Source organism: Vibrio sp. TRT 21S02, assembly GCF_050113675.1.
GTDB lineage: Bacteria > Pseudomonadota > Gammaproteobacteria > Enterobacterales > Vibrionaceae > Vibrio.
In genome coordinates, this window is sequence record NZ_JBNJOI010000007.1 from 97,217 (window position 1) to 119,457 (window position 22,241).

Consider the following 22,241-nt stretch of genomic DNA (forward strand, 5'->3'; position numbering starts at 1 on the left):
CCAGCGCTCGTCGCTGGTTTTTTATTATTTGAAATTTTTTGCCCCTCTCCCTGTTCTAATAGCTTAGTACTACCATTTAAAACTAAATGCTATCGTTACTTTTTTATGTATCTTTTTTTGTTAATTGAGCCAATTGGTCGTGGGAGCTATCTGTATGAATAAAAAACTCATTCTTGGTGTATTACTGGTTGTGACCATCATATTTCTGGCAATGAATTTCGGCCAACATCTCACACTCGAAAACGCAAAAGCTCAGCAGCTTGAACTAGCAAACTTTATTGAAAACAATTTCTTCATTGCAGCAACAACCTATTTCTTTGCCTATGTTGCCATCACTGCCTTTTCTATTCCTGGAGCGGCAGTGGTGACATTGCTTGGCGCCGCTTTATTTGGGTTTTGGACTAGTTTACTGCTTGTCTCATTTGCCAGCACGATCGGTGCGACGCTCGCCTTTTTAAGTAGCCGCTTCTTATTACGAGAGTGGGTGCAAAGTAAGTTTGGTGATAAGTTGACTGCAATTAACAATGGGGTTGAAAAAGACGGGGCATTCTATCTATTCTCTCTACGTTTAATTCCAGTTTTTCCTTTTTTCCTCATAAACCTACTAATGGGGTTAACACCAATCACAACGTTGCGATTTTATTTGGTAAGCCAACTTGGCATGCTCCCAGGAACGGCAGTCTACCTTAATGCAGGTACACAGCTTGCGCAAATTGAAAGCCTATCTGGTATTGTTTCTCCATCAGTCTTGGTTTCTTTTGCTCTGCTTGGCTTGTTCCCAGTCATTGCTAAATGGATCATGGCGAAAATTCGCGTCTCACCTTCAGCGGAGAATGGAAAAGCGTAGTGAAAATCTACATTGCCAAAAATCCAACCGAAGCTCACATTCTGTGTGAGCTTTTAAAAACTCAGAATGTCTCTTGTGAGGTTAGAGGAGAAGGTATCTTTAGCTTGCAAGGCGAATTACCTATATCACCAGAGACCAATGCCTATATATGGTTACTTGCCCCATCCAAACACACTTTAGCTCTATCAATTATTGAGGAGTACGAAGCGCAAAGAAACAGCAATGCACCTAGCTGGTATTGCCATCTGTGCGGGGAGGAGAATGAATCACAATTTGGTTTATGTTGGAACTGTGGAGCGTTACCGGAAAGTCACTGAGCTACAATTTGCTTTTGAATAAAGGCAATGGAGTGATTGTTAAATTCGTCAGAGCGCTCCACATTACATACATGACCACAATCGGGAATCTCGAGTAAATGGCTTTCTTGATGCACCGCAACCATCTCTTTTACGGGTTGAATAAACATATAATCCCGTTCTCCCATCAGATATAGCGTCGGGATGGGAAGCTCTCTATCTTTAAAGTAACGCATAAGCGGGTTCACTTCAGCCGTCAGAATAAACCAGCGTTTAAATTCCTTTTGGCATAATTTCTTGGCTTCCCGGATAAATAAATGGCGTGACTCTTTCTGAGTTCTTTGTGGCATGACGATATAAGCAAATAAGCTGTATAACCACATATAAGGCACGATGTGTTTAAATAGGTTCCCTAACTTAACCAACACTTGAGATCGAGTATTCAGCCGTGTGACCGCCCCCCCTAACACCATCGACTGTACTCTGTCAGTGGCAAGCTCTGCCAAGTTTCGCACAATGATGGTTCCCAAAGACATACCTACAAAATGAGCGGATTGTATCTTTAAGTGATCAAGAACGCGGAGAATATCCATTGTCACGGCTTTAAACGTGTATTGATTAGACATCAACCCTTTAAGCAACTCGTTAGATTTTCCATGCCCTCGTAAATCAACCAATAAAAGATTGAAGTGAGCTTTATATGCTTTGATCTGTTTATACCAGATAGACGAACTCCCCCCTGCTCCATGGACAAAGACAACCCATTCAGAGCTAGTTGGATGAAGAAACGTTTTATGAAATAGCAAACTATCTGACATATCTTTTCGAATAATTTAGGTTTAACAAATTCGAGTTTCGAAGAATATCACAGAACATGACTGAATATATTCAGCTTAAGTCAATTCCTTACAATTGTTCGGGAAAGGGCGTAACAAAATGTCAAAAGGCGCCAATGCGCCTTTCATTTTCTCAATTCTGAGTCGATTGATATAACTTCAAGTACTCATTTGCAGCGTTATTCCAGCAAAAGTCTTGTTGCATGGCAAAGCATTGAGTTCGTTGAATTTCTTGTGGCGATTGTAAATAGAGTAAAAATGTTCGTTGAAGTTTGGCCAATAAAGCCTCAGGTTCAGGCTTATGAAAAACGAATCCGGTTGCCTTAGTATTATCTTCATCGTAGTCCGTGACGCTATCTTTTAGCCCGCCGACGGAGCGAACGATAGGTAAAGTGCCATAAGCCATACTGTACATTTGATTCAAACCACAAGGCTCGAATTCTGAAGGCATAATGAAGAAATCGGCTCCCGCCTCCACCAAATGAGCGAGCTCATTGTCGTACGCATTTACAAAAACAAAGTTATCCGAAAACTCTTCTGCAATATGTTCAAGCTGATAAGCAAAGACAGGATCACCAGTCCCTACAACCACAAGTTGTAAATTATTGCGTAAAAACTCTTTTAAAACGGGCATAAAATAATGCACGCCTTTTTGATGAGTCAATCGGCAAACCATGCCATAAACCGCAACGTCTTTTTCAGGTAAATTAACCTGTTGCTGTAAAGCACGCTTACACGCCTTCTTACCTTGGAGCATACTCTTCAAATCACCATGGTAATTTACCGGGATAATAGGGTCATGCCGCGGATCCCAAGCAGAATAATCACACCCGTTTAAAATACCGACTAAATCTTCTGCTCTAGAGAGAAATTCTTCCCCCATCCCATGGCTTCCCAGATCCGTTTTGAGTTCTTCAGCATAGCGTGGGCTTACCGCATTCACTTTATCAGCACACATCACACCGGCTTTGAGCATGGAAATATGTGAGCCACTCACCTGTGCTTCCGGTGCAAATCGTGTGTGGAATTCAGGAATACACTGAACCTCTTCGAAAGGAAACTGCCCTTTAAATACAGCATTATGAACAGAAAGGATCGTTTTAATAGAGGAATAAAAAGGCATCGAGTGATAACGATGCTTTAATAAATATGGGATCAGCCCGGTATGCCAGTCGTTGGCATGGATAATATTTGGTAAAAAGTCGAGTTTAGGAAGCATATCCAAACAAGCAGCACTAAAAAAAGCAAAACGCTCTCCATTGTCCTTATACGCTTGGTTTTGTTCCGCATACATTTCTTGGCGGTCAAAATAATCCGGACACTCTACTGCATACACCATGACACCAGCGACTTCTGTTTGCCGCACTTTATACTGAGTATGAGGCCAAGTATCAAGTCGCGTATCAAGCAAGACTTTACATTGCTTAATACCAGTAATTTGCCCATACGCAGGTAAAGCAATACGAATATTTTGATCAAGCTTAGAAAGTGCTTCTGGCAGTGCTTTGGCCACATCGGCCAAACCACCACTCTTAATCAAGCCTTCAACTTCTGATGCAACAAACAAAATAGAGAATGTATCAGTAGCCAATTCTTGCTCCTTTAGGGATAACGACAATGCCTTCTTCTGATACATGATAAAGCTTACGATCTTGCTGCAAGTTCACGCCAATCTCAGTACCAGGTGCAATATCCACATCCTTATCAATAATCACACGACGTAAAACGCAACCTTCGCCAATTTTTACATCACCGAGCAGGATACTTTCACTAATATCGCAAGCAGAAGCAACATTTGTTCGAAAGCCTAGCACTGATTTTTCGATACGAGAGCCGCGGATATAGCTCCCATTACACACCAAACTGTCAATGATTTGTACCCGACCATTAACAGAGTCAGAAAAAGTAGCCGGTGGTAGAGGTGGGTGATAGGTGTGCATTGGCCACTTACGGTTATACAGTGAAAATGGCGCGTCTTTTTCCAGTAAATCCATATGCGCTTGCCAGTAGGCGTCAATGGTGCCTACATCACGCCAATAGACATTATCTTTTTCACCTGGAATTTGGTTGTTACTAAAGTCATATACAAAGACGTCGCCACGAGGATACATTTTAGGGATGATATCTTTGCCAAAGTCGTGGGAGGATTCAGGGTTGTCCGCATCCTCAATTAACTCACTAAACAAAGCTTGTGCTTCAAAGATGTAATTCCCCATTGAGACGAGAGAATGTGCAGGATCTCCTGGAATGGCTTTCGGTGATTCAGGCTTTTCGGCGAAGCCAATCATTTTCCCCTCTTCATCGACTTCAATCACTCCAAATTGAGACGCTTCTTCGAGTGGCACTCTTAACGCCGAAACAGTTAGAGACGCTTGTTTTTGCTTATGAAACTCAAGCATCTGTTTGATGTCCATCTTATAAATATGATCGGAACCAAAAATACAAACCTGATCAGGTTCTGCCAACTCCATAAAACCAAGGTTTTGATAAATGGCGTCCGCGGTACCTTCATACCATCGTTTACCTGTGCGCATTTGAGCTGGAATAGGGTCAATAAAACGGTCGGTAATACCATTGATATTCCACCCTTTCTTAAGGTGGTGGAATAAAGATTGCGATTTAAACTGGGTGAGTACATAAACTCTCATGAGATCTGCATTAACAAAATTGTTTAGTGCAAAATCGATTAAACGATAGCTTCCACCAAAGGGAACCGAGGGTTTACTACGACTCTCCGTCAGGGGACGTAAACGAGAGCCCTCTCCACCAGCCAGAATCATGCCTAAAACGCCAGCCATTACTATCTCTCCTTTTATTGTTTGGCTTATTGATATCTACATATCGAGATACCTTTCCCCTTTTACGCCAACTCACGAGTCCATGTTATTGCAAGTCACCATACTTCGGCAGCAAACCGACAGCATAACAATGCGCAAAAGGTTTACTATAAAGTAACCATTTCGTTGCAGATTACAATTTAAAATACGACATACGCGAAATGTTCATTTGGTTACTTTTATATGCCTGATTCAGCTCACAAAACAATTGCTGACACAGATATACTCACCGGATATGACAGGATCTATGTGAGATTTAATTGGTAGTGATAAAAACTAAGTAGTTGCGGAGGCATCAAGGCATTTGTCATTAATGATATGTGTGTTTCCTATTCCCTTATTTTTGGCAAGGTAAAGTGCTCCGTCAGCTTTTGCTAACGCTTGTTTTAATGTCAGCTCGGGTTCAATCATAATGGCGCCAATGGATAAGGTATAATCTTCAAATAGTGACGGCTCGGCAATAACACACTCATCAATATAATGATTTAGTCTAGAAGCAATAGCATCTAACGAATTTGCTTCGGTTGAACGAATTAAAACCAGAAATTCACCATCATGCCAACGACAGGCGGAATCATATTCTCGTACCGCCGTTTTAATACCTTTCGCCGCCGTATGAAGAATGCTGTCTTCTTGCTCAACACTCGAATCTAGTCCTTGCTTTTCAACGTCCAACCACAATAAACCAAAACAATAATCTTCTCTTTTAGCTCTGGCCAATTCATTCGACAACTCTCGCTCCATCCCTTTCTGGTTCAGTAGTCCGGTCGTGGGATCAAGCATCGCCATCTGATATAACGTTGAGGTTCTAACCGACACCAGTTGCTCAATTGAACCTCTGGCTTGTATCAGCTCTTTACCCACCTGTTCAATGTTGGTTTGCAAATGCCAAAGCTCACTGCAAGGGCCATGTTCATGGCATGGACTTATGCGTTGTAACTGCCGTTTAGCGGCTTCAATAGGTAACACAAACTTTTTAAGGCAAAGCATATAAATCAGCGACGCAAGTACCACAGTCAATGCCAGCGTAACGTATATGAGCACATCTATTGTCTTCGCAGGAACAATTCCTTCTAGATTTACAAACGTGACTTCATACCAGCCAAGCGCATCGATATAGTGGATAGAAATCATGGATTTTCCATCCTCTCCTTCAATCATAATGGAGCTTGCTTCTTCACCCCTCTTTTGCTTTCCCATTAACGACTGCACCGCAAGGTAGCTTTTCGGGTCATCGAAGAAGTCCGTCATATTATGCTTTTCGGTAGGAATGCTTTGTATTACGCCAGATTTACTATGAAGCTGCACTTTAAAGCTTTGATCAATGAAAACTGTTGTAAGTTCAGGGTTTTGGTATTGTGTTAATGTCTCAACAAAAGGCTCGACATCTAACCCCGTCCCGACAATGCCTAAGAACTCCCCATCTTTGATAATAGATTGATAAACCCATAATTTAGTGATCCCTAGGTGACTATCTTCAGCCATATTGAGTGCCAATGGGCTTTCACTATTCTTATGATGAAAATACCAATTATCTTGTGGTCGATTCTTTGAAAGGAAGTAACGAAAAAATGATTGCCCCCTTACGGAGGCAACACTATTGAAATGAAATGAAGCGTCGGCGTTCACAGCAATAAAAAAGTTTTTTGCTTCAAATCGCCAACGATATCGCTCCAGTGTCTGCTCAGCAACGAAGCGATAGATTTCATCATCATGCTTTTGTGTCCAGCTAATGATATTTGGATGCTGTGACAGCTCCTGAACTAAGTGAATCTCTTGCAGTATAGGGGATAGCGTACGATCGATATCGTAATGGGTAGCCACTTCGCCGTATTTCCATAAAAGCTCGTTAATAACGCCATCGAGTATGGTTCTGACAGTGAAAAACAATGTTCCGCTTATTGCGATACTTAGTAGCACAGAAAAAAATAATGTCTGGAGCTTTAAGGTCATATTTACCCACTTATCTCTATTAAATAAGCAAATAACACGATATGAATTCTAAACAAAGTATCAAAATGAGACATGTATTAATAACCCTCCCCCGAACAGAGTTTTGTTAACTGACTCGCGATACTGAATGATAAAAATGACAATTTTACAATTAGATAGCTAATTTGCGTTTACTGTACGTATCGGTTGCTTGATAACAAACGAGGAATGATGACATTGGCTAAACACATCCACAAAACGAAAACCGGCTTCTAGTCCTAATTGATAATCATGCTCGAGATCTTCTTGCTCACTCAATAGCGATGATGATTTAAGTGGAGATGAGGGTTTGATTTGCACGACAAAGCAATCATCAGGTGGGTTTTCAAGAAATTCCTGTGTAAGAGAATATGTTTGATAATGGACCATCAACATGTCCGCAAGTCCTGAGTCGAACTTATCTCCTAGCAAATGGCTTAGTCTGTATATATCATCTGCTCCAAATAGCCACCGGCCGCCATTTAAAGACTCTAGATGTAACTGATCTTTCTTTTGTTCTTTAGAACGAATAATTTGTTGGGTAAAAAACTCATTCCAATCAGATTTCCATTCCGCCAATTTTGATTGAAACTGCTGGTGAATAAGCTGAAAAGACTCTTCAAACCATTCCACCTCTTTCGTTTCAACAGCAATGTTCTTATGCGAAGTTTCTAAATCTTCTCCTTCTGTACGGATCACAATGATACAACGGGCGTTTTTTCTCCACGCTTCTTGTACCGGAATGGAAGCAGAGACGCCCCCATCCACATACCAATTTCCAGCAAGTTCTACTTGCTTGTCATAAAGCCTTGGGATTGCGCATGTTGCGATCAGAACCTTATACCAGTCCTCATTCAACATTGGTAGGTAATGATCAGCAAGTGTTGTCGTATCAGTAACGGCGGCGAAAGCTCTTCTCTCTCCTAAAGCGAGCTGACCCATATCAATATCCAACTGATATGGATAATGGCAAATCTTATCTAAAGCCCAATCTAGCCCTAGAAACTGCTTTCGCCGTATGTAACCAAACAAAGAAAAGAAATCTGGATCCGTGGTGAGATCTTTAATGAACGCACGCCCTATTCCTTGTTGTCGGCACAAGAATGCGCAGACATTCAACGCACCTGCAGATGTGCCATAAAACTCATGAAAAGGATCAAAATTTGATAATAGAAAAGCATCCAACACACCGGATGTAAAAATACCTCGCTGACCGCCACCTTGGGCCACCAAAGTATTTTTGCCTCCGGTGTATTTCGATAGTCGAGTAACATCGACCAGTGTTGCAGCGTTAGAAATGATACCGCTGTTGGGCATCTGAATTACCGCACTAGTGCGTGATTGCCACTAGACCAAATGCAATCAACACAGTAAAGACAGTGACGGTAACAACAAGAGCGAATTTTAGATCATGTTCCATAGAGATCTCCTTACCTTTAACAAAGTAATAACATCACTGTGAAGCGTCTTCAATTATTGTTCTTTTTTTGTGCTTAATTATGGCGTTAACATCACAATAAGTGAGCGTTTTTAAAAGTTTTAATCGTTTACCTAATTTCAAAGGATATGAAAATGCAACGAACAACGTTAGCTGCGTTACTGATGACGTCTTTTGCTTTTACTCCTGTAGTACAAGCAGACATCTATCTAACGCCATGGGTGGGTTACACCGCAGGTGGTAGTGTTGAAAATCAAGACGGAGCAGAGTTTGATATCAAACCGTCTGAGAACTATGCACTTTCGGTTGAAACCGACTTAGATAATGGCCGCGTCGGTATGTTTTATTCTGCGCAAAGTAGTGACGTCGAAGAGGTTAGTGCGAGCTCGACCATCCACTACTTGTTGTTCCAGAGCGCTATTTATTATCCGCTTGAAAGCCAATTTTCTGGATATCTGGGTTTAGGTTTAGGTGCTTCTTATGTCGATGCAGATTGGGTTGATGACAAGTACGGTTTCTCTGCCAGTATATATGGTGGGTTTGAATATGCGATTACTGACAATCTTGCCCTAAACTCACAGCTACGCTGGTTGGGGACCGCAGTTGATAACGATACCAGTGGTGTTTGCCATATCCCATCCTCTGAAGGACCGTGTGTCATTCGATTTAAAACAGAATGGATGAATCAAGTTTCCGCAAACATTGGGGTTACTTTTACCTTCTAATTGTTAATTAGTTGATAATTTTAACAATTCAGCAAAATACCAAGCCAGAGTGTATGTTTTTCAGTCATACACTCTATTTATTCACAACAGAATAAAAAACTAAAATACAGACCAAAGATAGAACTATTGCAAAATCAAATGTTCAACACCCTCCCAGCAATACCACCAGAATCCATTTCAAACAAACTTAATACCACCAGAACACCATAAGTTAACATTTATATTCTATTGCGTTAACTAACATTAGTGGTTAGTCTGTAAAACATGCGCAGCTGATTATTTCAGTTTTCGCAAACACACATCGAACAATAAAGAACAATATTCTAATTTTTCTTGATACATACAAAACAATAAACCAAAAATTGGTTCAATCACGGAAGATAGAGCATTTATTCGAGCTCAACATCGACCATAACGTATATCAAGAAAGCTTCATTCCTCAGGGAGTTGTTATAGGAGTCTAAATATGAAGCGAGAACAATGGGGATCCCGTGCTGGATTTATTCTAGCAGCTGTAGGGTCAGCAATCGGCTTAGGAAACATTTGGCGTTTCCCTTATATGGCCTACGAGAATGGTGGCGGCGCCTTTTTTATTCCTTACCTTTTTGCCATGCTCACCGCAGGTATTCCTTTTATGATCCTCGAATTCAGTATGGGTCAAAAATATCGAGGGAGCGCACCTGCAACTCTTGGTCGAATCCATTCTAAATTTGAGTGGCTAGGCTGGTTCCAGGTTGGTGTAGCCGCAGTGATTGCCGTTTACTATGTTGCGGTTATCGGCTGGGCCATTTCATACTTTGGGATGTCATTTACCCAAAGTTGGGGAACCGACACAAACGCATTTTTCTTTAGTGAATACCTTGGTTTAGGTGATAACTCACCAACCAATCTAGGCAGTATTCAGTGGAAGATCGCAGCTGCAATGCTCATAGCTTGGGCGATTACATATGTCGCTATCCATACGGGTGTTAAGGCTGGTATTGAGCGCGCATCAAAAATCATGATGCCGATCTTATTTGTTATGGTTCTATTGCTAATTGGACGCATGGTATTCCTACCAGGTGCTCTTGATGGTGTGAACTATATGTTTGAGCCAGACTTTAGCAAGATATGGGATGTGAAAGTATGGGCCGCAGCCTATGGTCAGATTTTCTTCACGTTAAGTATTGGTTTCGCAATCATGCTTGCCTACTCGAGCTACTTGCCTGAGAAGTCAGATATTACCAACAATGCTTTCATGACCGTACTTATCAACTGTGGCTTCTCTATCCTTGCTGGTATTATGATCTTCTCAGTTCTTGGCTACATGGCACAAGAGCAAGGTAAACCGTTGACTGAAGTGGTTTCTGCTGGCGTTGGTTTAGCATTTGTAACCCTACCAGCCGCAATTAACTTGCTCCCTGCACCATTTATCCTTGGTCCACTGTTCTTCTTTGCACTTGTTGTTGCTGGCCTAAGTTCGCATATCTCTATTATGGAAGCGGTGACTTCAGCTCTAATGGATAAACTGAACTGGAGCCGTAAGAAAGCAGCAAATATCGTGGTAGGTGTCGGCTTAGTCGTATCAATGGCTTTTGCAACAAACGGTGGCCTATTGCTACTCGATCTTGTTGACCACTTTGCTAATAATGTCGGTATCATGCTAGGTGGCCTAATCGAGATCATTCTAATGGCATGGCTACTCAACAAAGTTCCTGAAGTCCGCAACTATGTAAACAGTACTTCTGATTTCTCTATCGGTGTTTGGTTTGACGTCTGCTTGCGCTTTATCACACCTGTCATGCTTGCGGTGATCCTAGCAACGAAACTACAAACCTTATTCACTGAAGGCTACGGTGGCTACGATCTAACATTGGGTTGGGCTGTCATTGGAGCACTTTTTGTTTACGCTATCATTATCAACGCGACTAACCGTGGGGAGGCTCGCTCATGACAACAGGTGCAATCATTATGATGGTTCTAGGCTTAGGCATCACTTGGGGCGGAGCTGCAATTTGCATCAAACGCGCCATGAATAAGCAGTAGTTAATCACCTTTCTACTGATAAAAAGCCGACATTATGAATGTCGGCTTTTTATTACCTAAAATGTGTACTTAATACCTAACGCACCACCTATTTGTAACTCTGGCCCTTTATACAAGTTCAGCTCAGGCTGAACCTGCGCATAAGCATCCCACCCTTTACTAATTTGATAACTCAAGCCAAGTGGTATTCTCATCCCGAAATCATTTTTCCATTCGGCCCAACCACCAGCACCCACATACCAGCTCAAAGGTTGATGCTCCTCAAAATGGCCTCGGGCAATAATATAGTCAAATGCCGCACCTTCATTACCTAGTATGAAGCGATATTGCTCATTTAATTCAGCCACCACACTCAACTGTTGATCCACTGCCATGCCAACAGACAGACTTGTTGCTTCTTGTTCTGCAGCGACTGCAGTTCCACAAGCGACAACAAAAGCCATCGCTAAAACCTTTCTCATACACATTCCTCTATTGAGATGTTTATTTTCGAATAAAAAACACTGTTCTTTTTATACTCAACGCATAGGAAATGGATGTCAGACAAAAGTTAAGCCGGTGTTAAGGCTGGTTTCTAAAGATCAAAAAAAGGAGGCTAAATAGCCTCCTTTTTATTTACGTATGGGGATTAACCGTGATGGCGGATCCACTCGTCCATTTCTGTCTTAAGGTTATCAGACTTGGTACCAAAGATAGCCTGAACACCACCAGAAACAACAACAACACCCGCTGCACCAAGCTTTTTCAGCTTGTCTTGATCAACGATTTCAGTATCAGCAACAGATACGCGTAAGCGCGTGATACATGCATCTAGGTTAGTGATGTTCTCTTTACCACCAAATGCAGCAACAAGTTCAGCAGCTAGCTCAGAGCCCGTTGCAGTCGCTTCATCGTCTGACTCGTCTTCACGACCTGGAGTTTTAAGATCAAGCGCTTTAATTACTGCACGGAATACAACATAGTAAACACCTGCGTACGCAACACCAAGACCAATTAACAGAGGTATATTTTCTGCTCGAGGAGACTGAACAACAAAATCAATAAATCCGTTCGAGAATGTATGACCGTGGATAATACCAAGTGAATTTGTTAACACATAAGCTAAACCAGCTAGAATCGCATGAATTGCATATAGAACTGGAGCAATGAATAAGAATGAAAACTCGATTGGTTCAGTAATACCAGTCAAGAAAGAAGTTAACGCAGCTGACGCCATGATACCCATTACTTTTGCACGGTTTTCTGGTTTAGCTGAATGTGCAATAGCAAAAGCAGCAGCAGGAAGACCGAACATTTTAAATAGATAACCACCCGCTAATTGGCCGAAACCATTACCTGCAGCACGTGATGCATCATCAGCAGTTAGGAAACATGTCATGATGCCATGAACTTCCTCGCCACTACCATTTACACAAGTACCAGCTTCGTAGAAAAATGGTACGTTCCAAATGTGGTGCAAACCAAAAGGAATCAAAGAACGTTCGATGATACCGTAGATACCAAATGCTGTAACAGGGTTTTGGTGTGCTGCCCAATCTGAGAATGAAGCGATTACAGATCCAATTGGTGGCCAAATGAATGACAATACAACACCAAGTGCGATAGAAACAAAACCAGTGATAATTGGCACTGCACGTTTACCAGCGAAGAAACCAAGGTATTCCGGCAATTGAATTTTGAAGAATCGGTTAAATGCCCATGCAGCAACACCACCAGCTAGGATACCACCTAGTACACCTGTATCGATCTTATCTACACCCATTACGTCAGCCATAACGCTTAACGTAGCGGTCATAATGCCGTAACCGACAATCGCAGATAGACCAGATACACCATCATTATTCGTGAAACCTAGTGCAACACCAACGGCAAACAGCAAAGCCATTTGACCGAAAACGGAACCACCCGCTTGTTCCATTAAATGTGAAACAACTTCTGGCAACCAAGAAAAGTTGGCGGCGCCAACACCCAACAAAATACCCGCAACTGGAAGAACTGATACTGGAAGCATCAGAGCCTTACCAACTTTTTGCAGGTTAGCAAAAAGGTTCTTAAACATGTTCATGCTCCTGAAAAATTATATGTGTTATTGGGTTCTAACGGCACACCCCCGTAGCCATAATGTTAGCACCCCAGAAAATGTAACTATTTGTAACAGTTTATTTTCTGCATCTAAATATATCTGGTGAGCCAATCTCCATGCTAGTGAGTTACGAAAATTAGTTTCAAATTTATAGATAGATCACAATAACGAGACAGTCATGAAATGCATTGCAAACAAGCTAACTATCTAATATTTATAAACTTATAAAGATATGAGATTAATTTTAATGGGTAAATAAAATAGGTACGGTTGTTATTTTATGTAACAAAATTACATTTTGGACTTTTTGAGCTCTCAAGTTCAACAATTTGGGTAAACACGATTAAGCAAACGTTCAAACGTGAGATTAGTTACAAAAAAAGGAGCCTTGGCTCCTTTTTTATACAATCTATGTTTTATTTCTCAAAAAAAGATCTTTGAAGTTTTCGGTTGTTTTATGCGCAACCTCATGGAGGGCTAACCCTTTTAATTGCGCAATGTATGCCGCGACCTCAACCACATAGGCGGGCTGATTTTGTTTACCACGATGTGGTACGGGAGCGAGGTAAGGAGAGTCAGTTTCAATAAGCAGCCGCTCTAAAGGAAGCTCTTTAACCACTTCTTTTAGCTCTGTCGCTTGTCTAAATGTCACAATGCCAGAGATTGAGATATAAAAGCCGAGTTCCATCGCTGCTTTGGCAAAAGGCAGGTCTTCAGTAAAGCAGTGGATAACACCACCACATTGATCAGCCTGCCCCTTCGTTAAGATATCTAACGTGTCCTTACGTGCATCCCTTGTGTGGATTATCAGTGGCTTATTCAAGTCCACAGCAAGCTCAACTTGTTGTGAAAACCGTAGCTTCTGTAGCTCTGCCGTTTCAGGCTGATAATGATAGTCAAGGCCGGTTTCCCCAATCGCCACCACTTTAGGATGACGCGCATACTCATGTAACTGGTCAAGCGCAAAATCACTTTCGACATCTAGTGGATGAACACCACAAGACGCATATATTTCCTCAAAAGGGCTGATCATTTCCATCATATTAGGAAAAGAGTCTAACGTTACCCCAACAGACAACAGTTGATTTACGTTAGCTGCCTTTGCTTTTGATACAACATCTTCTATCCCCGAATGAAGATTTTGGTAATCTAGTTTATCCAGATGACAGTGCGAATCTACAAACATACTTCCCCATTAAATTCGAATAGCCAGTTTAATATCAGCAGCTCTTTATTCAAGCCAGTATGATGAGCGAGTTGCTCACGCAATCGACCTAAGCTTTTTGTGTGTTTATATAACGTATCGTAGCTCAATAAACTTGCTAACGTTTCACTACCGGGAGTAAAAAAAGGTTCCGTAATACTGAAACTTCTCTTCTGTGCATCTGAAAGCAAGAACCATAACCACAATAAGCTGTCTTCATGACTAGCTAGTAGCTTCGCAAGATTGACCCCATCTTCAGTACCAGAAAGAAAAGATAAAAAATGTTGTTCGATTTTTTTATATTCAGCATCTAAACCTTTTTCCACAAACTCACGCGTACTCAAAGGCGAATTACCATGAATATGTGCCGCATATTCTGGGATCGGCTTAGAAACATGACTAGTTAACCATGCCGTAAGGAGTTGTGGCTCTGGGTTAGCAATATGCCACTGCTGACAACGACTTTTTATGGTGGGAAGTAATTCGTTGACTTGCGTTGTGATCAGCAAGAAAAAGCAGTTTTCTGCTGGAGACTCTAAGGTTTTTAACAACGCATTAGCCGCCGATTCATTCATCGCTTCTGCAGGTTCAATAACAAACAAACGGAAGCCTGATAATTGAGAGGATTCTTGTGCGACCCTGTTATATTGACGAACTTGATCAACCGTAATCGACTTACCTGATTTTTCAGGTGCAATATAATGATAGTCAGGGTGACTATTTGATTGCATTAACTGGCAACTATGGCAAAACCCACACGCGTCTTGCTCATCATTCGAACACATCAATGCTTGAGCAAAACGACTAACCAAAGGCTCTGTGCCCATACCTTTTTCTGCACTCAGTAGTGTTGCATTCGAAAAGCGGGACGCTGCGAGGTTAGTTTGCCATTGCCGCCAAACCTCTTCTAACCAAGGCGCTAGCGTGCTCATGCCTGACAATCCAGCCACTGGTTCAGTGTTGATGTAATATCAGTGGCTACTTGTTCGATTGATTGCTCCGCATTAACAATGACAACACTTTGATCTTGCGCAGCAAGCTCCAAATAACGCTCACGAGTTCTATCAAAGAAACTCATATCCATCTTCTCAATACGATCAAGCTCACCACGTCCACGAGCTCTTTCTAGGCCGACACGAGGGTCGATATCAAGATAAATCGTCAAATCAGGTTTAAACTCACCCAATGTGGTTTGTTTCAGAACAGTCATCACATGACGATCAAGTTGTCTGCCACCACCTTGATAAGCTTGAGAAGACATATCATGGCGATCACCAACAACCCATACCCCTTTATTTAAGGCAGGCTTGATAACATTTTCAACCAACTGAACTCGAGCAGCATAAAGAAGAAGTAACTCTGTCATGTCTTGGAGTACTTCACCTTCGTGCTCTTGTTTAATCAAGGTTCGTAGTTGCTCTGCTAAATCTGTACCACCCGGCTCTCGCGTATGCTGAATATCTTTAATGCCCGCTCGATTTAAACAATTCAATACCGCTTCAATTGCCGTGCTTTTCCCAGCACCTTCTAAACCTTCAATGACTATGAACTTCGCTTGCTTCATTTCTTACTTCTTAATTTTCTCAAGTACGCCCTAACGGCACGATTGTGTTCTGCCAATGTTTTGGAAAATACATGACCACCATCCCCACTCGCAACAAAATAGAGATAGTTACTATCTTCAGGATCTAATGCAGCAGCAATGGATGCTCGACCCGGCATTGCGATCGGCGTAGGTGGTAATCCAAATATCACATAAGTATTGTAGGGCGTTGGTGTACGTAAATCTCGTTTACGAATATTACCATCGTACTTATCTCCCATGCCATAAATGACCGTAGGATCCGTTTGAAGTCTCATTCGTTTATTCAATCGATTCACAAATACCGAGGCCACCCGTTGCCTTTCCGAAGCAATGGCCGTTTCTTTTTCAATAATGGAGGCCAGAATGAGTGCGTCATACTGATTATTTAATGGTAGATTTTTCTGTCTCTTTTCCCATTTCGAATCAAGCTCTTGAGCCAGCTGAGTGTTGGCTCGTTTCAGGATCTGAACATCTGACATACCATTGGTGTAATGATAAGTTTCAGCAAGAAACATTCCCTCAAGCTTATCTACATCCAGTCCAAGAAGGGCAGCGATTTCTTTCTCACTCAGCTTGTCAATTGTATGCTGCAGATAAGGCGCACTCGCCAGTGCATCTCGCCACTCTTTAAACGTTGAGCCTTCAACAAAGGTAAGAGAAAATTGATGTTCTTTTCCTTCACTAAATTGAATAAGAACATCTCTTAATGTGGTTGGCCCCTTTATTAAATAAGTACCGGCTTTGACACCAGTTAATTCAGGATAAAATCGACGGGAAAGAGGGGATAAATCATTAATTTCAATGAGCTGATCATTTGACAGTTGGGCCAACAGTCGATTGAAACTTGTGCCCGGTTTAATCGTTACTATTTGTTCTCCAGCAAGATTTAATGGCTGATTAACAAATAAGTTCACTTGCTTAGTCACATAAAAATATCCGCTTACAAGTAGCAAAACAGCGGCAATAGTCAGTACAGTGATTTTTTTAATCACAGGATATGTTCTCCTGAATCATTTTTGTTATTTTTCCAATTGGGTAGCACTTCTGTTTAATGTTTTTAATCGGCACTACACCTAGAATTGAATTAGTGATAAACACTTCATCAGCATTCTCTATATCACTGAGAGAAAAATGCCCAATAAGCAACTCCCAGTGATTTGCTTGCGCGAACTCTAAGACCTGAGCTCGCATCACGCCTACTACACCAGAATTCGTTAAGTCTGGCGTAAATAACACGTCATTTTTAGTCCAAAAAAGGTTAGCCATCGTGGTTTCAATGACATGTTCATTGATGTCTAACACCACGCCATCGACATAACCTTGATTATCCATTTCTGCTTTTAATAAAACCTGTTCCAATCGGTTATTGTGTTTATGCCCTGCTAACATTGGATTTAATCCCAAACGCTGTTCACAAACACCTAAAATCATCCCTTGATGACGATAATCAGCGTAGAGTTCAGGGTAAGGGAAAGTGCTGATCGTGACGGTAGGATTAATGACGCCCTGGGGGCTGTATCCTCGCCCACCTTCACCACGGCTAATATGAATTTTGATTCCAGCTTTATCATCGCTCAGCGCTGCTTGGCGTACCCAACTTTCAATTTGTTGCCAATCAGGAAGTGGAATCGAAAGTCTCTCCAAGCATGCATTCATACGATTAACATGACATGGCCAAAGAGCAGGCTCACCTTTGCGAGTAAGCAGCGTCGTAAAGCATCCATCACCGTATTGAAAAGACCGATCTTTAACCATATGGTTTTCGGTCTTCATTCCATTTATCCAATACATATTTACTTCCAAACAAAACAAAACGGCTTAATGCCAAAGCATTAAGCCGTTTTACCACAATTCGGTTGATTTCTCTTTAAATCTTTTTGAATACAAGAGAACCGTTTGTACCACCGAAACCAAATGAGTTACAGATCGCGTATTCCATTTCCACTGCTTTTGCAGTGTGTGGAACAAGATCGATATCATCCAAACCTTCATCGCGGTTATCGAGGTTAATTGTTGGAGGTACAATCTGATCCACTAATGACATCACTGTAATGATAGCTTCCACAGAACCTGCTGCACCCAACAAATGGCCTGTCATTGACTTAGTTGAAGAGACTTTAACTTGTTTAGCTCCCTCTTCACCCAAGGCACGACGGACACCTTTTATTTCTGCAACATCACCTGCTGGTGTCGATGTGCCATGCGCATTTACATAGCCAACCTGAGTACCGGTAATACCTGCATCTCGCATCGCTGCTTCCATAGCAAGCGCACCACCAGACCCATCTTCACTTGGAGAGGTCATATGATAAGCATCACCAGACATACCGAAACCAACAACTTCAGCATAAATCTTAGCGCCACGAGCTTTTGCGTGTTCGTATTCTTCTAGAACCATGATTCCGGCACCGTCACCAAGAACGAAACCATCGCGGTCTTTATCCCAAGGACGAGAAGCTTTCTGAGGTTCATCGTTACGAGTAGAAAGTGCTTTCGCTGCACCAAAGCCAGCCATGCCTAGTGGAGTAGATGCTTTTTCTGCACCACCAGCAACCATAGCTTCCGCATCGCCGTATGCAATCATACGTGCTGCGTGACCAATATTATGAAGGCCAGTTGTACACGCCGTCGAGATCGCAATATTTGGACCACGTAGACCGCGCATAATAGATAAGTTACCCGCAACCATATTAACGATGGTTGATGGAACGAAGAATGGGCTAACCTTACGTGGGCCTTTGCCTACCAACGCAGTGTGGCCAGTTTCGATCAAGTCTAGACCGCCAATACCTGAGCCGATAGCAACGCCTACGCGAGCCGCATTTTCTTCATTGATTTGTAAGCCAGAGTCATCTAGGGCTTGGATACCCGCGGCGATACCGTACTGGATAAAAAGATCCATTTTACGAGCATCTTTTTTAGACATGTACTCAGTGCAATCGAAGTCTTTTACAAGGCCTGCAAAGCGAGTAGAAAAGTTTTCAGTATCAAAATGTTCGATATTAACGATACCACTTTGACCTTCTAGCAGGGCTTTCCAAGATGATTCTACAGTGTTGCCTACCGGTGACAACATACCCATGCCAGTGACAACAACACGACGCTTGGACACGATTTTATTCTCCGGGATTGAAGTGATTCTACGAGAGAGATAGAAGAGTTTAAAAACACAGGCGGCCAGAAGGCCGCCTAGGGGGAGATATTACTGAGCGCTGTTCACGTAGTCGATTGCAGCTTGAACAGTAGTGATCTTCTCAGCTTCTTCGTCTGGAATCTCAGTGTCGAATTCTTCTTCTAGAGCCATTACTAGTTCAACAGTGTCTAGAGAATCAGCACCTAGATCGTCAACGAAAGAAGCTTCGTTTTTAACTTCTGCTTCGTCTACACCTAGCTGTTCAACAATGATTTTCTTTACGCGTTCTTCGATGTTGCTCATTTTTTCTTTTCCTTTACAGATTTCGCCTAATGCGATGATTCCGTAGTTTATTCGAACTATTGAAAGTTGCAAGGGGGTCCTTGCTGGTCAAACCACAATTTTAGCGATTTTAACCGAAATTCAATACATTTTTGACTTATATCATGCACAACTGTTGTGCAGGTTTACATCTAATCTCACAAGTTAGAAGCCGTTTTATAAGACAACAAACAGCTCATTTTGTTCAGATTAGACATTAAACCATGTACATGCCACCATTTACGTGCAAAGTTTCACCAGTAATGTAAGCCGCTTCAGGTGAAGCAAGGAAAACCACTGCTGATGCAATTTCACGTGGATCACCTAGACGACCAGCAGGCACGTTCGACAACGTTGCTGCACGTTGGTCATCATTTAGCGCCTTAGTCATGTCAGTTTCGATGAAACCTGGAGCAACAGTGTTAACCGTTACGCCACGAGAAGCCACTTCACGAGCCATTGATTTAGTGAAACCAATTACGCCTGCTTTCGCTGCAGCGTAGTTTGTTTGACCCGCGTTACCCATAGTACCAACAACAGAACCTACGTTGATGATGCGACCAGCGCGTTTTTTCATCATGCCACGTAGAACCGCTTTAGACATGCGGTAAATTGGTGTTAGGTTCGTATTGATGATGTCATTCCACTCATCATCTTTCATACGCATCAATAGGTTATCGCGCGTGATACCTGCGTTGTTAACAAGAATATCGATTGCACCGAACTCATCGTTGATGGTTTTTAGTGTTGCTTCGATAGACTCAACGTCAGTTACGTTAAGTGCTAGGCCTTTACCGTTTTCACCTAAGTACTCGCTGATCGCCGCTGCACCATTTTCAGAAGTCGCAGTACCGATTACCGTTGCACCGCGCTCAACAAGAAGTTCAGCAATCGCACGACCAATGCCACGGCTTGCGCCTGTCACTAGAGCGATCTTACCTTCTAGATTCATCATGTTGTGTTTTCCTTTTCTTATCGTGAACGAATTACTTAGCGGCTTCTAGCGACGCTACGTCGTTAACAGCTGTTGCACTTAGTGTTTTCACGATACGTTTAGTCAGACCTGTCAGTACTTTGCCAGGACCAAGCTCAAGAAGATTTTCTACGCCTTGCTCGCTCATTAGTTGCACACTCTCAGTCCAACGAACTGGGCTGTGAAGTTGACGAACAAGTGCGTCTTTGATTTTTGCAGGATCCGTTTCTGCTGCCACATCAACGTTGTTGATAACAGGAAGTTGTGGTGCATTGAACTCGATAGACTCTAGCGCAACCGCTAGTTTCTCTGCTGCTGGTTTCATTAGAGCACAGTGTGAAGGCACTGAAACAGGAAGAGGAAGTGCACGTTTTGCACCCGCTTCTTTACATAGTGCGCCCGCGCGCTCTACTGCGTCTTTGCTACCTGCGATAACAACTTGACCAGGCGAGTTGAAGTTTACTGGAGAAACTACGTCACCTTGCGCTGCTTCTTCACAAGCTTTTGCAATTGCTTCGTCATCTAAACCGATGATGGCATACATTGCACCAGTACCTGCTGGTACTGCTTCTTGCATAAGTTGACCACGTAGCTCAACCAGTTTGATTGCTTCTTTAAAGTCAATCACGCCAGCACATACCAGTGCTGAATACTCACCTAGGCTGTGACCCGCTAGATTTGCTGGTTGCTCAAGACCAAGCTCTTGCCACACGCGCCAGATAGCAACCGATGAAGCTAACAATGCAGGCTGAGTACGGAAAGTTTGGTTGAGATCTTCTGCAGGTCCATTTTGAACAAGCGCCCATAGGTCGTAACCTAGTGCGTCAGATGCTTCTGCAAATGTTTGTTTTACTACGTCATATTGTTCGCCTAGGTCAGCAAGCATACCAACAGCTTGAGAGCCTTGACCTGGAAATACGATAGCAAACTTGCTCATGTTATTTTCCTTTAAGCAAAGTAAAAAGAAATAAGATGCACCTTAGTGCATCTTAAATTTTGAATTTTTGTTAAATTTAAAACTTCACTAGGGCTGAGCCCCAAGTAAATCCGCCACCAAAGGCTTCAAGAAGTAGCGTTTGGCCACGCTTAATTCGACCATCACGAACCGCTTCATCCAACGCTGTAGGTACCGTTGCTGCAGACGTGTTACCGTGTTTATCAAGTGTAATCACGACTTGGTCTAGTGACATCGAAAGTTTCTTCGCTGTCGCCGAAATAATGCGGTAGTTCGCTTGGTGCGGCACTAACCAATCTAGCTCAGACTTGTGCATATCGTTTGCAGCAAGTGTATCTTTCACTAGCTTAGATAACTGAGTTACTGCCACTTTGAATACTTCGTTACCCGCCATGTGCAGCCATTTGTCAGCATCTTTACCACGCTCTGGTACAGGAAGACTCAGTAATTCGCCAAATTGACCATCAGCATAGATGTGTGTTGATAAGATGCCCGGCTCTTCACTTTGACCAACAACCACTGCCCCCGCAGCATCACCGAACAAAATGATAGTAGAACGATCGGTAGGATCACACGTTTTTGATAATGCATCAGCACCAATCACCAGTACGTTTTTACACATGCCTGATTTAATGTGTTGGTCAGCTACCGATAGAGCGTAAATAAAGCCAGAACATGCAGCTGCCAAGTCAAATGCAGGACAACCTTTGATGCCTAGCTTATCTTGAACCTGACATGCTGAAGATGGAAACGTGTGGCTACCGCTCGTTGTCGCTACAATGATCAAATCAATATCATTTTTGTCAATGCCAGCCATTTCGATAGCATTCTTAGCAGCGTAATAGCCCATATCTGCAACAGATTCGTTTTCAGCAGAAATTCGACGCTCTCTGATACCTGTTCGGGTTACGATCCACTCATCGCTTGTATCTACCATTTTCTCGAGATCTGCGTTTGTACGCACCTGAGATGGCAGGTAGCTGCCAGTACCTAAAATTTTGCTATACATGAA

23 protein-coding genes are annotated in these 22,241 nt (G+C 42.3%); 5 read left to right on the forward strand and 18 right to left on the reverse strand.

Annotated elements, in window-relative coordinates; genetic code table 11:
* The first annotated feature begins 154 nt into the window (after positions 1 to 154).
* Entirely contained in the window at positions 155 to 847 is a 693-nt protein-coding gene (locus tag ACQEXU_RS11495; RefSeq protein ID WP_427010921.1) for a TVP38/TMEM64 family protein, read from the forward strand.
* Complete coding sequence (locus ACQEXU_RS11500; protein ID WP_367988606.1) at positions 847 to 1,164, forward strand: DUF2007 domain-containing protein; 318 nt, start codon at positions 847 to 849, stop codon at positions 1,162 to 1,164. Before ACQEXU_RS11495 ends, ACQEXU_RS11500 begins: the two co-directional genes overlap by 1 nt.
* Here ACQEXU_RS11500 and ACQEXU_RS11505 read toward each other — a convergent pair.
* The 6 genes from ACQEXU_RS11505 to ACQEXU_RS11530 all read right to left on the reverse strand — a co-directional run bounded on the left by ACQEXU_RS11505 (position 1,158) and on the right by ACQEXU_RS11530 (position 8,207).
* Positions 1,158 to 1,961: an alpha/beta fold hydrolase gene (locus ACQEXU_RS11505; RefSeq protein WP_367988605.1), complete on the reverse strand. Its 804-nt coding sequence runs from the start codon at positions 1,959 to 1,961 to the stop codon at positions 1,158 to 1,160. The genes ACQEXU_RS11500 and ACQEXU_RS11505 overlap by 7 nt on opposite strands.
* A gap of 151 nt (positions 1,962 to 2,112) precedes the next feature.
* Positions 2,113 to 3,570: a glycogen synthase GlgA gene (gene glgA, locus ACQEXU_RS11510; RefSeq protein WP_427010922.1), complete on the reverse strand. Its 1,458-nt coding sequence runs from the start codon at positions 3,568 to 3,570 to the stop codon at positions 2,113 to 2,115.
* The gene (glgC, locus tag ACQEXU_RS11515; protein WP_367988602.1) at positions 3,560 to 4,777 is read right to left on the reverse strand and encodes a glucose-1-phosphate adenylyltransferase; all 1,218 of its coding nucleotides are present in this window, start codon (positions 4,775 to 4,777) and stop codon (positions 3,560 to 3,562) included. The genes glgA and glgC overlap by 11 nt, the downstream gene beginning before the upstream one ends.
* A 315-nt stretch (positions 4,778 to 5,092) precedes the next feature.
* The gene (locus ACQEXU_RS11520; RefSeq protein ID WP_427010923.1) at positions 5,093 to 6,769 is read right to left on the reverse strand and encodes a GGDEF domain-containing protein; all 1,677 of its coding nucleotides are present in this window, start codon (positions 6,767 to 6,769) and stop codon (positions 5,093 to 5,095) included.
* Positions 6,770 to 6,928: 159 nt separating this feature from the next.
* A complete protein-coding gene (locus ACQEXU_RS11525) occupies positions 6,929 to 8,104 on the reverse strand; it encodes a patatin-like phospholipase family protein (RefSeq protein WP_367988600.1) in 1,176 nt (391 codons plus the stop codon).
* A gap of 13 nt (positions 8,105 to 8,117) precedes the next feature.
* Positions 8,118 to 8,207, reverse strand: coding sequence for a YnhF family membrane protein (locus ACQEXU_RS11530; protein ID WP_367988599.1), 90 nt, complete (start codon positions 8,205 to 8,207; stop codon positions 8,118 to 8,120).
* 146 nt (positions 8,208 to 8,353) lie between these two features.
* Between ACQEXU_RS11530 and ACQEXU_RS11535 the strand changes: the two genes are divergently transcribed.
* From ACQEXU_RS11535 to ACQEXU_RS11545, 3 genes are all read left to right on the forward strand, one after another.
* Positions 8,354 to 8,950: an outer membrane protein gene (locus tag ACQEXU_RS11535; protein WP_427010924.1), complete on the forward strand. Its 597-nt coding sequence runs from the start codon at positions 8,354 to 8,356 to the stop codon at positions 8,948 to 8,950.
* Positions 8,951 to 9,416: 466 nt separating this feature from the next.
* Positions 9,417 to 10,883, forward strand: a complete 1,467-nt coding sequence (locus ACQEXU_RS11540; protein ID WP_367988598.1) for a sodium-dependent transporter — start codon at positions 9,417 to 9,419, stop codon at positions 10,881 to 10,883.
* The gene (locus tag ACQEXU_RS11545) at positions 10,880 to 10,975 is read left to right on the forward strand and encodes a MetS family NSS transporter small subunit (protein ID WP_367988597.1); all 96 of its coding nucleotides are present in this window, start codon (positions 10,880 to 10,882) and stop codon (positions 10,973 to 10,975) included. The genes ACQEXU_RS11540 and ACQEXU_RS11545 overlap by 4 nt, the downstream gene beginning before the upstream one ends.
* 56 nt (positions 10,976 to 11,031) lie before the next feature.
* Here ACQEXU_RS11545 and ACQEXU_RS11550 read toward each other — a convergent pair whose 3' ends face one another.
* The 12 genes from ACQEXU_RS11550 to ACQEXU_RS11605 all read right to left on the reverse strand — a co-directional run bounded on the left by ACQEXU_RS11550 (position 11,032) and on the right by ACQEXU_RS11605 (position 22,238).
* Entirely contained in the window at positions 11,032 to 11,436 is a 405-nt protein-coding gene (locus ACQEXU_RS11550; RefSeq protein WP_427010925.1) for a hypothetical protein, read from the reverse strand.
* Positions 11,437 to 11,603: 167 nt separating this feature from the next.
* Positions 11,604 to 13,034 carry a PTS glucose transporter subunit IIBC gene (ptsG, locus tag ACQEXU_RS11555; RefSeq protein ID WP_427010926.1) on the reverse strand — a complete coding sequence of 477 codons (1,431 nt, stop codon included), beginning with the start codon at positions 13,032 to 13,034 and terminating at the stop codon, positions 11,604 to 11,606.
* A gap of 433 nt (positions 13,035 to 13,467) precedes the next feature.
* The gene (locus tag ACQEXU_RS11560) at positions 13,468 to 14,244 is read right to left on the reverse strand and encodes a TatD family hydrolase (protein ID WP_427010927.1); all 777 of its coding nucleotides are present in this window, start codon (positions 14,242 to 14,244) and stop codon (positions 13,468 to 13,470) included.
* Complete coding sequence (gene holB / locus ACQEXU_RS11565; protein ID WP_427010928.1) at positions 14,235 to 15,194, reverse strand: DNA polymerase III subunit delta'; 960 nt, start codon at positions 15,192 to 15,194, stop codon at positions 14,235 to 14,237. The genes ACQEXU_RS11560 and holB overlap by 10 nt, the downstream gene beginning before the upstream one ends.
* On the reverse strand, positions 15,191 to 15,826 hold the full coding sequence (gene tmk / locus ACQEXU_RS11570) for a dTMP kinase (RefSeq protein WP_367988592.1): 636 nt from the start codon (positions 15,824 to 15,826) through the stop codon (positions 15,191 to 15,193). The genes holB and tmk overlap by 4 nt, the downstream gene beginning before the upstream one ends.
* Positions 15,823 to 16,839 carry an endolytic transglycosylase MltG gene (gene mltG / locus ACQEXU_RS11575; RefSeq protein WP_367988591.1) on the reverse strand — a complete coding sequence of 339 codons (1,017 nt, stop codon included), beginning with the start codon at positions 16,837 to 16,839 and terminating at the stop codon, positions 15,823 to 15,825. Before mltG ends, tmk begins: the two co-directional genes overlap by 4 nt.
* Complete coding sequence (gene pabC / locus ACQEXU_RS11580; protein ID WP_427010929.1) at positions 16,832 to 17,638, reverse strand: aminodeoxychorismate lyase; 807 nt, start codon at positions 17,636 to 17,638, stop codon at positions 16,832 to 16,834. Before pabC ends, mltG begins: the two co-directional genes overlap by 8 nt.
* A 76-nt stretch (positions 17,639 to 17,714) precedes the next feature.
* Positions 17,715 to 18,959 (reverse strand): beta-ketoacyl-ACP synthase II, encoded by a 1,245-nt coding sequence (fabF, locus tag ACQEXU_RS11585; protein ID WP_427010930.1) that lies wholly within the window; start codon positions 18,957 to 18,959, stop codon positions 17,715 to 17,717.
* Positions 18,960 to 19,049: 90 nt separating this feature from the next.
* Positions 19,050 to 19,283 carry an acyl carrier protein gene (gene acpP, locus ACQEXU_RS11590; protein ID WP_004406112.1) on the reverse strand — a complete coding sequence of 78 codons (234 nt, stop codon included), beginning with the start codon at positions 19,281 to 19,283 and terminating at the stop codon, positions 19,050 to 19,052.
* A 235-nt stretch (positions 19,284 to 19,518) separates the two neighbouring features.
* On the reverse strand, positions 19,519 to 20,253 hold the full coding sequence (fabG, locus tag ACQEXU_RS11595; protein ID WP_427010989.1) for a 3-oxoacyl-ACP reductase FabG: 735 nt from the start codon (positions 20,251 to 20,253) through the stop codon (positions 19,519 to 19,521).
* Positions 20,254 to 20,287: 34 nt separating this feature from the next.
* Entirely contained in the window at positions 20,288 to 21,211 is a 924-nt protein-coding gene (gene fabD, locus ACQEXU_RS11600; protein WP_427010931.1) for an ACP S-malonyltransferase, read from the reverse strand.
* Between the two features lie 76 nt (positions 21,212 to 21,287).
* Entirely contained in the window at positions 21,288 to 22,238 is a 951-nt protein-coding gene (locus ACQEXU_RS11605; protein ID WP_427010932.1) for a beta-ketoacyl-ACP synthase III, read from the reverse strand.
* Positions 22,239 to 22,241 lie beyond the last annotated feature (3 nt).